This is a genomic window from Taklimakanibacter deserti, from assembly GCA_003574785.1.
This window is the reverse complement of record QORU01000004.1, coordinates 133856-148113: the sequence shown is the minus strand read 5'-3', so window position 1 is coordinate 148113 and position 14258 is coordinate 133856. Positions and strand designations below refer to the sequence as shown.

11 protein-coding genes are annotated in these 14258 nt (G+C 62.0%); 9 read left to right on the top strand and 2 right to left on the bottom strand.

Translation table 11 applies throughout. The features are described 5' to 3' along the window. Positions 1 to 162 precede the first annotated feature (162 nt). From DS839_RS09430 to DS839_RS09390, 9 genes are all read left to right on the top strand, one after another. Positions 163 to 2031: a sigma-54-dependent Fis family transcriptional regulator gene (locus DS839_RS09430; RefSeq protein WP_368911419.1), complete on the top strand. Its 1869-nt coding sequence runs from the start codon at positions 163 to 165 to the stop codon at positions 2029 to 2031. Between the two features lie 219 nt (positions 2032 to 2250). Next, positions 2251 to 3303, top strand: a complete 1053-nt coding sequence (locus tag DS839_RS09425; protein ID WP_119270062.1) for an ATP-NAD kinase family protein — start codon at positions 2251 to 2253, stop codon at positions 3301 to 3303. A 3-nt stretch (positions 3304 to 3306) separates the two neighbouring features. Beyond that, positions 3307 to 4290, top strand: a complete 984-nt coding sequence (locus DS839_RS09420; RefSeq protein ID WP_119270045.1) for a thiamine pyrophosphate-dependent dehydrogenase E1 component subunit alpha — start codon at positions 3307 to 3309, stop codon at positions 4288 to 4290. A 13-nt stretch (positions 4291 to 4303) separates the two neighbouring features. After that, complete coding sequence (locus DS839_RS09415; RefSeq protein WP_119270044.1) at positions 4304 to 5311, top strand: alpha-ketoacid dehydrogenase subunit beta; 1008 nt, start codon at positions 4304 to 4306, stop codon at positions 5309 to 5311. A gap of 9 nt (positions 5312 to 5320) precedes the next feature. Further along, positions 5321 to 6436: an acetoin dehydrogenase dihydrolipoyllysine-residue acetyltransferase subunit gene (locus DS839_RS09410; protein WP_119270352.1), complete on the top strand. Its 1116-nt coding sequence runs from the start codon at positions 5321 to 5323 to the stop codon at positions 6434 to 6436. A 148-nt stretch (positions 6437 to 6584) separates the two neighbouring features. Beyond that, complete coding sequence (locus DS839_RS09405; protein ID WP_119270061.1) at positions 6585 to 8114, top strand: extracellular solute-binding protein; 1530 nt, start codon at positions 6585 to 6587, stop codon at positions 8112 to 8114. A gap of 174 nt (positions 8115 to 8288) precedes the next feature. Next, positions 8289 to 9308, top strand: coding sequence for a carbohydrate ABC transporter permease (locus tag DS839_RS09400; protein ID WP_119270060.1), 1020 nt, complete (start codon positions 8289 to 8291; stop codon positions 9306 to 9308). A gap of 2 nt (positions 9309 to 9310) precedes the next feature. Further along, positions 9311 to 10189 (top strand): carbohydrate ABC transporter permease, encoded by an 879-nt coding sequence (locus DS839_RS09395; protein ID WP_119270059.1) that lies wholly within the window; start codon positions 9311 to 9313, stop codon positions 10187 to 10189. Positions 10190 to 10200: 11 nt separating this feature from the next. Next, the gene (locus tag DS839_RS09390; protein WP_119270058.1) at positions 10201 to 11295 is read left to right on the top strand and encodes an ABC transporter ATP-binding protein; all 1095 of its coding nucleotides are present in this window, start codon (positions 10201 to 10203) and stop codon (positions 11293 to 11295) included. A 19-nt stretch (positions 11296 to 11314) separates the two neighbouring features. Here DS839_RS09390 and DS839_RS09385 read toward each other — a convergent pair whose 3' ends face one another. Then, entirely contained in the window at positions 11315 to 12871 is a 1557-nt protein-coding gene (locus DS839_RS09385; protein ID WP_119270057.1) for a DHA2 family efflux MFS transporter permease subunit, read from the bottom strand. 8 nt (positions 12872 to 12879) lie between these two features. After that, complete coding sequence (locus tag DS839_RS09380) at positions 12880 to 14028, bottom strand: HlyD family secretion protein (protein WP_119270056.1); 1149 nt, start codon at positions 14026 to 14028, stop codon at positions 12880 to 12882. Positions 14029 to 14258: the final 230 nt, after the last annotated feature.

Below are 14258 nucleotides of genomic sequence, written 5' to 3'. Positions count from 1 at the left end.
TGCACAATGGCGATGCCGTCTTCGCTGCGCATTGCTTGACAACCCGCAGTTGGGTTCGGATAGTTGCGCCGGGTGGAGGTGACGACGATTTCCAGTGCAGCGCACGAGCATATCGATGAATTGATCCGGGTGGCCGAAGGCAGGCCCTCTGACAGAGATCCGTTGATCCTGAATTCCTGGAAGCGCTGCGTCTCCCATCACAAGCTCGACCCTGCGGTCATGCGACCCGCGGTGATCGTCGAGGACCGCTGCCTGCGCGAGCACCGCGAGGCCATGGACGATCTGTTGCGGACGGCGCGCTTCGGCGTGGAGGCGCTCTACCGGCAGGTCGCGGGCCTTGGCTATGTCCTTCTGCTGACCGACGATCAGGGCATCACCGTCGATTACATCGGCGACGAAGCAACTACTGATTATCTCCGGGCTGCCGGGCTCTATCTGGGAGCGGACTGGAACGAGGCCCGCGCCGGCACCAACGGAACCGGCACCTGCATCTTTACGGGTGAGGCCCTGACGGTCCACCAGACGGAGCATTTCGACGCCACGCACATTCCCTTGTCCTGCACGGTGGCGCCGATCTACGATTCGACCGGCAATCTCGCGGCTGTCCTCGACATCTCGGCGCTCAGCTCGCCAAAGCAAAAGTCGAGCCAGTATCTGGCGCTGCAGATCGTCAAGAACTTTGCCCACCGCATCGAGACGGCAAACCTGATCAGGTCCTGCTCGCGCAACTGGATCCTGAAGCTGACATCCAACCAGGGGCTTGCCGAAGTCGATACCGAATTCGTGTTCGTGCTCGACTCTTCCGGCCGGATCCTCGGCTTCAACCATTACGGACGGCAACTGCTCGCCCTGGAGCTGAAGATCGACTGGCGCGCGAAGCATCTGCTGCTGGGCCGACCGATCACCGACTTTTTCGACTGCGAGATCGACAGCCTGCCACGTTTCGCAGCGTCGCGGTCCATCGAGTGGAATGTGATCAGGCTTACGGCCAGCGGCCGGCGTCTTTTCATCCAGGTCGTGCCGCCCTCGACAGTCCGGATTCTGCAGCGCGCGCCGGCGGCACATGACGAATACAAGTTGCCCCAGCCTCTGAGGGCCGTCGCCGGCGAGGAGCCGTCGGTTCAGAAGAGTCTGGGCAAGCTCGCAAGGCTTCTGAATACCAGCATGAGCATTCTCATTCGGGGGGAGACGGGTACTGGCAAGGAATTCCTCGCCAAGGCCATTCATACTTCGAGTGCTCGCGCACAGGGCCCCTTCGTGCCGGTGAATTGCGCGGCACTTCCCGAGAATCTCATTGAGAGCGAATTGTTCGGCTATGAGGGCGGCTCATTCACCGGTGCGCTCTCGAAAGGGAAAAAGGGGCTCATCCGCGAAGCGCATGGCGGAACGCTGTTCCTCGACGAAATCGGCGATATGCCCCTCAGCTCACAGACGCGCCTGCTCAGGGTACTCGCCGAACGAGAGGTGACGCCCATCGGAGGGCTCAAGCCTACGGCCGTCGATATGCGGGTGGTTTCCGCAACGCACTGCGACCTCCTGGAGCTCGTCAGGCAGGGGAAGTTCCGCGAAGATCTGTTTTTCAGGCTCAATGGGGCAACCATCGCGCTACCGGCGCTGCGAGAGCGGTCGGATCTGGCATGGATGGTCAACGAGCTTCTTGCCAGGCGCTGCAAGCCCGACGAGCCACGCAGAACGATTTCGCAGTCCGCCCTGGACGCGCTTTCGGCCTATTCCTGGCCCGGCAACATCCGTGAACTTGTCAATGTCATCGACTTCGCTTGTGCCATGGCGAGCGATCCCGAGATCGGGATGGAGGATCTTCCCGATCAGGTCTTCGAGAAAAAGGCGGCGGCTGCGCAGGAGGCGAGGTTCGCCGGTGATAACCGCGACGAGGCCGCCATTCTTCTGGACGATCTCAAACGGTCCGGCTGGAATGTCTCGGCCGCCGCGCGCCGCCTCGGCATCGACCGCACCACGCTTCACCGCCGGATGCGCCGCTTCGGCGTGTCGCTTCCTCCGCGCGCCACCTAGCTGTTGAGGCTCTACATCTGGTCTGCGATCGACGCCACACCTGTGGCGTCGCGCCACAGGCCAGCGCAACGGCGGCGCGCGGCCAGGCAGGTTTATTCGCACCGCAACATGGAATTCGCATGGTTTTGCTCAAAACTCGTGAGATCAGTTTTGCGACTGCTAAGTGGCATGCCTATTGCTCCTTGCCGGCACAACAACAGAACAGCGCCTAGGGTTTAGATGGGAAGGGCCATTGGTATCATCGCCAATCCGGTATCGGCGCGCGACATCCGTCGCGTGATCGCCAATGCGACGAGCCTGCAGATCACCGACCGGGCGAATATCGTGCTCAGGCTGCTTGCCTGTCTCAGGGCGTGCGGTGTGAGCGAGGTGGTGGTGATGCCGGAGAATGGCGGCATCAGGCACCATGTGCATCGCAGCGTCGAGCGCTCGCGCAAAGCGGGTGGGCATGATTTTCCGGTTGTCCGCTATCTCGATATGCCAGTGACCGGCACGGTCGACGACACGATCCGGGCGGCCGATCTCATGCGCCAGAAAAAGATCGATGCCATTGTCGTGCTGGGCGGTGACGGCACGCATCGCGCCGTCGTGTCGCGCTCGGGCGATGTGCCGATCGCCGGCATCTCGACCGGCACCAATAATGCCTTCCCCGAACATCGTGAGCCGACGATCACCGGCCTTGCCGTAGGCCTTGCGGTCACGGGCAAGGTGCCGCCGGCGATCGCCTTCTCGCCCAACAAGAAGCTCAGCGTGCGCATCAATGACAATGCCGCCGAGATCGCGCTTGTCGATGTGGCGCTGGTCACCGAGCGCGTGGTGGGGGCCAGGGCTTTGTGGCGCACCGAGACCTTCCGCGAGCTGTTCGTCACCTTCGCCGACCCTGAATGCATCGGCATGTCGGCGATTGCTGGCCTCCTCGAGCCGGTCAAGCGCAGCGAGCCGCAAGGCCTGCATGTGCTGCTTGCCCCACCCGATGAGGCCGAGCTCAAGCTCAGCGTGCCGATCGCGCCCGGCTATATGCGGGAGATCGGCATCGTCTCATGGCAAAGGCTCAAGCCCGGCAAGGCCTATGGGCCTCAAATCCAGGCCGGCACCATCGCGCTCGACGGCGAGCGCGAACTCTCCTTTTCCGAGCACGACCGCGTGTCCGTTGCGCTCGAGGAGAATGCGTTCCGCACCGTCAATGTCGCCGCCGTCATGAACTACGCAGCGTGCCACGGGCTGATGCGGCGGGCCGGTATCGTTGAGAAGAAAGTTTCGATGGGAGGATAGACGATGAGCAAGAATCCGTTTCCGCTGGGCAAGCAAGGCCTGCTCGAGGCCTACCGCACGATGCGCACGATCCGCGAATTCGAGGAGCGGCTGCACAATGAGTTCGCCAAGGGCGACATACCGGGCTTCGTCCATCTCTATGCCGGCGAAGAAGCCTCGGGCACCGGCATCATGATGCATCTCAACGACCGCGACCGTATCGCCTCGACCCATCGCGGCCACGGCCATTGCATCGCCAAGGGCGTCGATGTGAAGGAGATGATGGGCGAGATCTATGGCAAGGCGATGGGATCGTGCCGCGGCAAGGGCGGGTCGATGCATATCGCCGATCTCTCCAAGGGCATGATGGGGGCCAATGGCATCCTGGGTGCGGGAGCGCCGCTCGCCTGCGGTGCGGCGCTCGCCGCCAAGTATCGCGGCGACGGCGGGGTCGGCATCAGCTTCGTGGGCGATGGCGCCTCGAACCAGGGCATGTTCCTGGAAAGCCTCAATCTCGCGGCGGTGTGGAACCTGCCGGCGATCTTCGTGGTCGAGAACAACGGCTATGCCGAATCGACCTCGCGCGACTATGCGGTGGCGGTCGATTCCTATGTCGACCGCGCGGCGGGCTTCGGCCTGCCGGGCGTCACCGTCGACGGCACCGACTTCTTCGCCGTCTATGAGGCGGCGGGCGAGATCATCAAGCGGGCGCGCGAAGGCGGCGGCCCGGCCTTGCTCGAATGCAAGATGATCCGCTTCTTCGGCCATTTCGAAGGCGACCAGCAAACCTATCGCGGCAAGGGCGAGGTCGAGCAGATCCGGGCGCATCGCGATTGCATCAAACTCTACAGCGCGAAGATCCTGGATGCGGGCGTGGTCAAGAAGGCGGAGCTCGAGGCCATCGACAAGGAAGTGCTGGCCGAGATCGATGCCGCGGTGGCGGCGGCGAAGGCGGCACCGCTGCCGACCGCCAAGGACCTGTTGACCGACGTCTATGTGACTTATTGAGAGGGGACAGAACATGGCACGCAAGATCAGCATGCGGCAGGCCTTGAACGAGGCGCTCGACCAGGAGATGGCACGCGATCCTTCGGTGATCGTCATGGGCGAGGACATCGTGGGGGGCATGGGGGGCGAGGGCGAGAAGGACGCCTGGGGCGGGGTGCTCGGCGTCACCAAGGGCCTCTATTCGAAATATGGCGAGCGGCTGCTCGACACGCCGCTCTCGGAGTCGGCCTATATCGGCGCCGCGGTGGGGGCGGCGGCCTGCGGCATGCGCCCGGTAGCCGAGCTCATGTTCATCGACTTCATGGGGGTGTGCTTCGACGAGATCTTCAACCAGGCGGCGAAATTCCGCTACATGTTCGGCGGCAAGGCGCAGACGCCGGTGGTCATCCGCACCATGATCGGCGGCGGGTTCCGGGCGGCGGCCCAGCATTCGCAGATCCTGACCCCGCTCTTCACCCATATTCCGGGGCTCAAGGTCGTCTGCCCCTCCAATGCCTATGACGCCAAGGGGCTGCTCATCCAGTCGATCCGCGACAATGATCCGGTGATCTTCTGCGAGCACAAGAACCTCTATGGCCTGGAAACGGACGTGCCGCAGGAATCCTATGCGATCCCGTTCGGGGAGGCGAATGTGGTGCGCGAAGGCAAGAATGTGACCATTGTGACCTATGGCATGATGGTGCATCGCGCCATGGATGCCGCGGCAGCGCTCGCCAAGGACAAGGTCGACTGCGAGGTGATCGATCTCAGAACGCTGTCGCCGATCGATTGGGACACGGTGCTGGAAAGCGTCGAGAACACCGGGCGGCTCGTCTGTGTCGATGAGGCGCATCCGCGCTGCTCGATCGCAAGCGATGTTGCGGCGAAAGTCTCGCAGGACGCGTTCAAGGCGCTGAAGGCGGGCATCCAGATGGTGACCGCGCCGCACACGCCGGTGCCGTTCTCGTCCGCACTCGAGGATCTCTATCTGCCGAGCGCCGACAAGATCGCCGCCGCCGTGCGCAAGACCATGGCCAATTGAGGAGGGATGATGTCGGACAACAGGATCATTCCCATCGTCATGCCGAAGTGGGGCCTCTCGATGTCCGAGGGCAAACTGACGTCATGGCTGATGAAGGACGGCGACAAGGTCACAATCGGCGATCAGATTCTGGAGGTGGAAACCGACAAGATCGCCGGCACGGTGGAAGCCAGCGATGCCGGCATCCTGCGCCGGCGCATCGGACAGGAGGATACGGTCTATCCGATCAAGACTTTGATCGGTGTCGTTGCCGACCCCGATGTGCCGGATGCCGATATCGATGTCTTTGTCAGCTCCTATGTCGTGCCCGCGGCGGAAGAGGGCGAGGAGGAGGCGGGCCCGCGCTATGAGTTCGCCGACACCGCGGTGGGGCGCCTGCGCTACACCAAGCGCGGCACGGCGGACAATGCCGTGCTGCTCATCCATGGCTTTGGCGGCGATCTCGACAACTGGCTGTTCAACGCCGAGGCGCTCAGCGAAAATGCGACGGTCTATGCGCTCGATCTTCCGGGCCATGGGCAGTCGACGAAATCGGTCCCGGAGCCGACGGTCGCCGGCCTCGCCAAAGCGGTCCTCGCCTTCATGGACACGGTCAAGATCGACAAGGCGCATCTGGTCGGCCATTCGCTGGGCGGTGGCGTCGCGATCGAGGTCGCACGCGAGGCCAAGGGCAGGGTGAAGTCGCTCACCTTGATCAATTCCGCCGGCCTCGGACCCGACATCAATATGGACTATATCGACGGCTTTATCTCCTCGACGTCGCGGCGCGACTTGAAGCCGGCACTCGAGAACCTGTTCGCCGACGGATCGCTGGTGAGCCGGCAGATGGTCGACGATCTCTTGAAATACAAGCGACTCGACGGCGTCGGCGATGCGCTCACCGCCTTGCGCGAGGGAATCTTCACCAACGGCAAGCAGGCGACGAATTTGAGCAATGCGCTCAAATCGGCCGGCGTGCCGGTGCTGGTCATCGCCGGCGCCGAGGACAAGATCATTCCCCTGGCGCACGCGAAGGGCGTGACGGGCGCCAAGGTCGAGGTGATCGAGGGTGCCGGCCACATGCCGCAAATGGAGCAGGCAGGCAAGGTCAATGCGCTGATCAAGGCGCACATCACCGGTTCGTGATCAGCATACTACAGAGCGCCGAAACGGCCAGAGAAAGGAGGGTACCAGAGAGCGGGAGCTTAGAGCTGTCCGAGAGACGCGAGGCCACATAGGACGGCTCTGCGTCTGCCGCTTTAACTGAGAATAAAACCAAAATGGGAGAACGCTCATGTTTTCAATTCCGAAGAATGCTGTCTACAAACGTATCAGTCGGCGCAAGTTCCTGGAACTGGGCGGCGGCGCGGCTTCGGCACTGGGTGTGGGCTCTATGACCCTCGGCCTCGGCTCAACCATAACCCGCAGCAGGGTCCAGGCAGCCTCCTCCGACGACGCAAAATGGAAGCAGTATGCCGGCTCGAAGCTGGTCTTCATGTCGGAGAATACGCCGCCGTCCTTCGCCATCCGCGACAACATCAAGGCCTTTACCGATCTGACGGGCATCGACGTGACCATTCTCACGGATGACCTGCCCGTCGTGCAGCAGAAGGTCGGCATCGACCTGCGCAGCGGAAAGTCCGACTATCACCTGAACTACGTGCAGGACAAGCCGATCGGCGCCCCCTTCGGCGAGTTCTACGCCGACATGTCGCCGATGTTCGGAGACAGCACCTTGCCGCAGGATCCGGACGGCTATGGCGACGAGGCGTGGTTCGAGAACTTCCTCTCGGCCTGCGGCCGCTTCTATACCGAGGGCAAGATCGTGGCACTGCCTTATGACTGCGCCGTCGCCTGCACCTTCTACCGCCAGGATCTGTTCGAGGCGAACTCGAAGGACTTCGAAGCGGAATATGGCTACCGGCTCGAATTCAACAAGGACTCGACCTGGAAGAACGTCACCGACATGGCCGCCTTCTTCAGGAAGGCCAAGGAAAGCGGAAAGGATGTGCCTTACGGCTATGCCCAGCACCAAGGCTCCTTTGCCTGGACAACGCAGCTCGACATCCAGCGCTTCCTCTTCGCCAACGGCCGCTGGATGGACTGGAAAATCGACGACGTTTACGGTTCCAAGGAGCCCGGCAAGACCAATTGGGGCGACGAGCAGTCGATCCTGATGATGACGAAGTTCAAGGAGCTTGCGGATGTCTGCCATCCGGACAACCTGGCCAATGGCACACTCGAGCTCAACACCGTCTACCAAGCCGGAAACATCGCGATGCAGACTCAGTATCATGAGTTCGCTGCCTCGATCGAGGACGAGAAGACCTCGCGCGCCGCGGGCGGCAAGACCGCCTATGCGCCGTGCCCGAAGGGAGATCCGTCATGGATCAAGAATGGCGGCGAGGCGGTGAACGGCACGAACTGCGGCATCGGCGGAATCGGCATCAACGGCAACGCCTCCGATGATCTCAAGCGTGCGGCCTATATCTTCGCCATCTGGTCGGTAAGCCGGGAAAACCAATTCAACGTGCTGAAGGGCCTTGGCGGCACGCCGACCCGCAAGTCCGTTCTGGCGATGGAAGAGGTGCAAAAGGCCAAGCAGCGTCCGACCACCATGCCGAACGCGCTCACTTTCGACGCGGTGTACGAATACGGCATCAAAAACCCAAACTTCGTCCTTGGACCCAAGATACCGAATGCCAACGAGTATCATTCGATCCTCGCGGCGGAGACGCAGAAGTGCCTGTCCAACGAGCAATCGGCGGAAGAGGCCTGCAAATCGATCCAGTCTCAGCTGGACGAGCTGAACGGCGCCGGCTGATCGGGCCGACGAACGTCCGGTGGCCTCGCCAGCCGCCGGACGCCACGCTGGAGCGCCGGGCATTCCCAGAGAATCGGCTCGGCGCCCCATCTCCTCGTTCCTACGCATCAGCCTGTCCGAAAACCGCGTACACTTTTCGGGCCGATGCTCTAGAGTGCCTTAAGAAGTGATCCCATGACCGACGTCTCCATGACTTCAACAGCCGGAATGCCGAAAGGGTCAGGCAAGCGCCACTCCGGAATCGAGCTGTTCCGGGTGCGTCATATTCCCGACAGCGTCGAATCCCGCCCGGTCTCCCAAGTCGCGGCCGAACCGGCGTCGCTCAACCCGCCCGCCTCCAGACGCTATTACTTCTGGCTCATGGCGCCGGCCATTCTGGTGCTGGCTTTCATATCAATCTATCCGTTTTTCTGGATGATCTATATGAGCCTGCACGAGGTCGACATCGGCAATGTCCGGTGGAATGATTTTGCCAACTTTACCAGGCTCGCCGGCGACACGCGCTTCCTGATGGGCTGGTGGCTCTTGATCCAATACAGCGCCATGTGCCTGTTCCTGCAGATCGCGATCGGCGTTTTTCTGGCGGTGGCCTTGAACGGTTCACGCTACGAGAAAGTACTCGTGACCACCTTGCTGATGCCGATGATGATGGCTCCGCTGATCGCCGGCATGGTGTGGTATTTCCTCTACAATGGCACCTTCGGCTGGTATCACTGGCTGCTGCAGAGCCTCGGCATATTGGGGCCAAAATCCATTCTGGCCAGCTCAAACACCGCGATGATCGGGATTGTGCTGGTCGATGTCTGGCAGTGGACGCCGCTCATCACGCTGATCACGCTGGCGGGTCTCAAGCGCGTGCCGCAGGACCAGCTCGAAGCCAATATGGTCGACGGCGCTTCACCCTTCCGCAATTTCGTGATGGTGACACTGCCCAATCTCTACCCGGTGCTGCTCATCGCCATAATGCTGCGGTTCATGGACAATTTCCGCTTCATCGACTCGGTGCTGGTGCTCACCGGAGGCGGACCCGGCAATGCGACCAAGATCCTTCCCATCTATCTTTTCGAGGTGTCGTTCAAATTCTTCAAACTCGGGCGCGGCGCCGCCATCGCCCTTATCCTGCTCATCGTGACCATCATTCTCGGCATGCTCCTGGTCCGCGTTTTCGATCGCCAGCAACCGTCTAAGGTGTAACGATGGCTTCGCGCGAAATCGTTCGGTACGAGACGCCGCTGTCGAAGGCCGTCAACTGGTGCGCCGGGGTTTTCGTCGCCTTCTATGTGGTGTGGACGGTGCTGCCTATCTTCATCATGTTCATATCGTCGTTCAAGGATCTGCTGGAAGCCTTCAATCTTCCGGCGGTAGGTGATTGGGCCGGCATCCGCGTCTTCTTCGAGTTCACGCCTACCTCCAAGCATTATTACGAGCTCTTCGCGAATCTGGGATTCACCACCTACCTCTTCAATTCGCTGGTGGCGGCCGTCGGTTCGGCAGTGGTGTCGGTGGTGCTGGGGTCGATGTGCGCCTATTCGCTGTCGCGAATCGACTTCAAGGGCAAGAAAGATCTGTTTTTCTGGATCATTTCCACCCGCATGGCGCCTGTGGTGGCCGTCATGGTGCCGCTCTATTGGATCTTCCGCGAGTTGGAGCTTGTGGGAACGCTGCCCGGCCTCATTCTCGCCTACACCACGTTCAATCTGCCTTTCGCCATTTGGATTCTAAAGGGCTTCTTCGACAATGTGCCCTATGCCATCGAAGAGGCGCAAATGGTCGACGGCGCGACGAGGTTCCAGGCATTTCGCGCCATTCTGCCGCTGGTCGCGCCGGGCATCGGCGCCTTCGTGGTGCTGTGCGTCCTGTTTGCATGGAACGACTATCTCTTTGCGGCCATCATCGGCTCGGGCGGTGCCAAGACGCTTCCCGCGGCCACCCGCGAGCTGGTGCAGCCGCAGAATATCCAATGGGGTCAAATCATGGCGGCGGGTGTGGTCACGACGCTGCCGATGATGTTCCTGGGCCTCGTCATCCGCAGATATCTCGTGACGGGCCTCACCATGGGCGCGGTAAAGGAATAGCAGGGGTCACCATGGCCAAAGTCTCGTTCCGCAACGTTTGGAAGAAGTACGGCGATCTTCCTGCCGTGAAGGATCTCAATATCGAATGTCCCGATGGTTCCTTCCTGTCGATCCTCGGTCCCTCGGGCTGCGGCAAGTCGTCGACGATGCGCATGGTGGCGGGGCTCGAGCACATCACCGCGGGGCAGATACTTTTCGACGAAAGGCCGATCAACAACCTGGCGCCGAAGGATCGCGACGTCGCCATGGTGTTCGAAAACTATGCGCTCTATCCGCATAAAAGCGTGTTCGAGAACATGGCCAATCCGCTGAAGCTGAGAGGTCAGGACCCGGACAGGATCAAGGAACGCGTGACGGCCGCGGCCAACCTCCTCGAGATCAGCGAGCTGCTGCAGCGTCGTCCTCAGGAGCTCTCGGGCGGCCAGAAGCAGCGTGTGGCCATCGGACGCGCCATCGTCCGTGAGCCGAACCTCTTCCTGTTCGACGAGCCCATCGCCCATCTCGACGCCAAGCTTAGGGCCCACATGCGTGGCGAGATCAAGCATCTTCAGCGTACACTGGGTACGACGATGATCTATGTGACGCATGATCAGCTCGAGGCTATGTCGATGGCCGACCAGATCGCCGTCATGCATGAGGGCGAACTTCAGCAGCTCGGCACGCCGCGCGAGGTCTATAACAAGCCGGTGAATGCCTGGGTTGCGGGTTTCGTCGGCGAGCCCGCGATGAACTTCGTGGACGTCGGCCTGCAGCACAAGGCTGACAAGATCCACTTCACCCACCCGAACTTCTCCATCGCGGTGACGGAGGAGCAGCAGCGCCTTCTCACTGCGGGCACGTGGCCGAATGCGCTGCGCATGGGCATTCGTCCTGACGCAATGTCGATCTCGATGACGCGGCCCAAGGGCGATCATATCACCGGCAAGATTTTCGTGACTGAGCTTCTGGGCGGCGACATGATCGTCGATGTGGATCTCGAGGACAGCCGTATCCGGGTCAAGACCTCGACCGAGTTCGAGGGGCTCGAGGGCGAGACCTGCTATATGACGGTCAATCGCGACAAGTGGCATGCTTTCTCGAAAGACACCGGCAGCGCCGTCTACTGACGGAGAGCACGTCGCTCCGTCAATGCCCGCCGCCGGCAGGGGCGGCGCGCGGCACGGGCTTGCGGATGAAGGGCACCAGCAGCACCATGGCCAGAAAGATCACGGCCAGCGCCAGGAAGACGTCGGAGAAGGCCATCACCAGGCTTTCGCGATGCGCCGTCTGGGTCATCAGCTTGATGGCGGCAAGCTCGCTGTCGCTGCCGAGGCTCGGGGTAAGCGCCTGGGTCATGGTCTGAAGGTGCTCGACGGCGGCCTCGCGGCCCCAGGTGACGGCCTCGTGCAGCCTGACGATATGAAGATCGGTGCGGTCATTGAGCATGGTGGTGATGAGGGCGAGGCCCACCGCGCCACCGAGATTGCGGGTGAGGTTGAAGAGCCCGGAGGCGTTCTTGATGAGCGCCGGCGGCAGCGTGCCGAGCGCCAGCATGGAGATGGGCACCATCGCGAGCATGAGCGCCACGCCGCGCATGGCTTGCGGGATGAACAATTCGGCAAAGGCCCAGTCCTTGGTGATCGGCACGAGCTCCAGGCAGGAGATGCCGAACAGGCCCATGCCGAAGCCGACGATCCAGCGCGCGTCGAAACGCTGCGCCAGCTGGCCGGCGAAAGGTGCCGTCATCATCTGGAACATGCCGGTGACGAACATGGTCTCGCCGATCTGGAGCGAATCATATCCGCGCACACGCGCCAGGAACACCGGATAGAGATAGACGAGACCATAGAGCCCGACGCCGACGATGAAGGAGAACAGCGAACCGGTCGCGAAATTACGGTCGGTGAAGGTTTTCAGATCGACGACCGGCTCCTCGGCGGTGAAAGCGCGCCAGAAGAAGAGCACGCAGCCCACCGCCGATACGACGGCGAGATTGCGGACCGTCTCGTCGCCGAACCAATCGTTCTGCGGACCTTCCTCGAGCACATATTCGAGCCCGCCGAGAAAGGCCGCCAGGGTGATGAGGCCGACATAATCGAATTTGCGCAGCAGCTTGAAATCGGGCTTGTCGAAATCGATGAGTAAGTAGGCGGCGGCCGTCACCGCGATGCCCGGAACGACATTGATGAGGAACAGCCAGTGCCAGGAGAAGAGGTTGGTGAGATAGCCGCCGACCGTCGGGCCAATGGTCGGCGCCATGGTGGCGATGAGGCCGACGACGGCCGAGATCGAGCCGCGGCGCTGCGGCGGGAAGATGGTGAAGGCGGCGGCGAAGACCGACGGGATCATGGCGCCGCCGATGAAGCCCTGCAGCGCCCGGTAGATCATCATCTGGTCGATGGACGTGGCCGTGGCGCAGAGCGCGCTGGTGATGGTGAAGCCGCCGGCGGCAATCGCGAAGAGGTAGCGTGTCGACAGAGCCCTTCCGAGAAAGCCCGACAGCGGGATCATCACCACTTCGGCGATGAGATAGGAGGTCTGCACCCAGGAGATCTCGGAGGCGCCCGCGGCTAGGCCCGCCTGAATCTCATTCAGCGAGGATGAGACGATCTGGATGTCGAGGATCGCCATGAACATGCCGACCGCCATGGCGATGAAGGCGAAGACGCGCCGCCTCGGCATGATCTCGGTCTGGGCGTCCATGGTTGAACCTATTGGTTTGCAGCGACCTTCTTGCCGTTTTCATCAGCACGACTGTCGATTGACACGACGACCGACATGCCCGGCCGCAACAGGCTTTCGGCCGCGACCTTCGCTGGGACGACAATGCGCACCGCAAGACGCTGCGTGACCTTGGTGAAGTTGCCGGTGGCATTGTCGGGCGGCAGCAGGCTGAACACGGCGCCCGAAGCGGGGGCGATGCTCTCGACCGTGCCGGTCACCGGCTTGTCGTCATAGGCATCGACCGAAATCTCGGCGGGGGCACCGACATGGATGTCGGCGAGCTGGGTTTCCTTGTAATTGGCATCGACATAGATCTGGGACAGCGGCACCAAAGCGAGCAGGCGCTGGCCCGGCGACACGAACTGCCCGGCCTGGACATTGCGATTGCCGATGACGCCGTCGAAGGGCGCACGGATCACGGTGCGGTCGAGATCGAGCTTCTTCTGTTGGAGCGTGTTGCGGTCTTGATCGAGCGCGCGCTCGGCCTCGACGCGCTGGGCGGCGAGGACGGCGACATTCGCTTGCGCCGAAGTGAGGCCGGCCTTGGCCGTCTCCACCGAGGCCTGCGCTTTTTCCTGCGTGGCATTGGCCTGCTCGAGGGCCTGGGCGCTGACGAAATCGCTCTGCTTGAGGCGCTGGGCGCGCTTCAAATCGGCGCCGGCCAGATCGAGATCGGCCTGGGCCGAGCTGATCGAGGCCTGGGCCTGGATGACCGCGGTCTTCGCGGCATCGATCTGGCGATCGATCCGGTCGATGGCGGCAAGCTGGGAGGAGATTTGCGTCTCGGCCGCGGTGACGGCCAGGCGCTCGTCGGAATCATCGAGGGTGACAAGGGGATCGCCGGCCTTCACCTCCTTGTTCGTCTCGGCCTCAACTGCGGTGACATAGCCCGATATGCGCGGCGAAATCGCGGTGAAGTCGGCACCGACATAGGCGTCATCGGTCGAGACGATGAAGCGGCCCATCGTCCACCAGTGATAGCCGAACCACGATCCGGCGGTGACGGCGATGGCGGCGGCCAGCAGAAGGGCCACGCGGCGGCCGCCCTTGCGCTTCGGCGGGGCAGTCGGCGGCGCACCAGCGGGCTTTTGCGCCACGACGACGGTAGAAGGGGGCTTTTCGAGGGGCGCGGGCATCGGGCGTTCCGGGGCCTCGGCTCTCTCCTTGAGCAGGAGAGCGTCCGGCGCCGGAACCGCATCTTCCGTTTCACAAGGGCGATCTTGTTCACTTTTGTCTCCAACGAGGCTGGAGGAGGTATTGACCGAACTGTTCGGTCAATGACTGCTTGAACTAGGCCCTGGCAGGGCATAAATCAAGATCGAACCGAACGGTTCGGTCTAATTTAATGATGCGGCCATCATTCCGT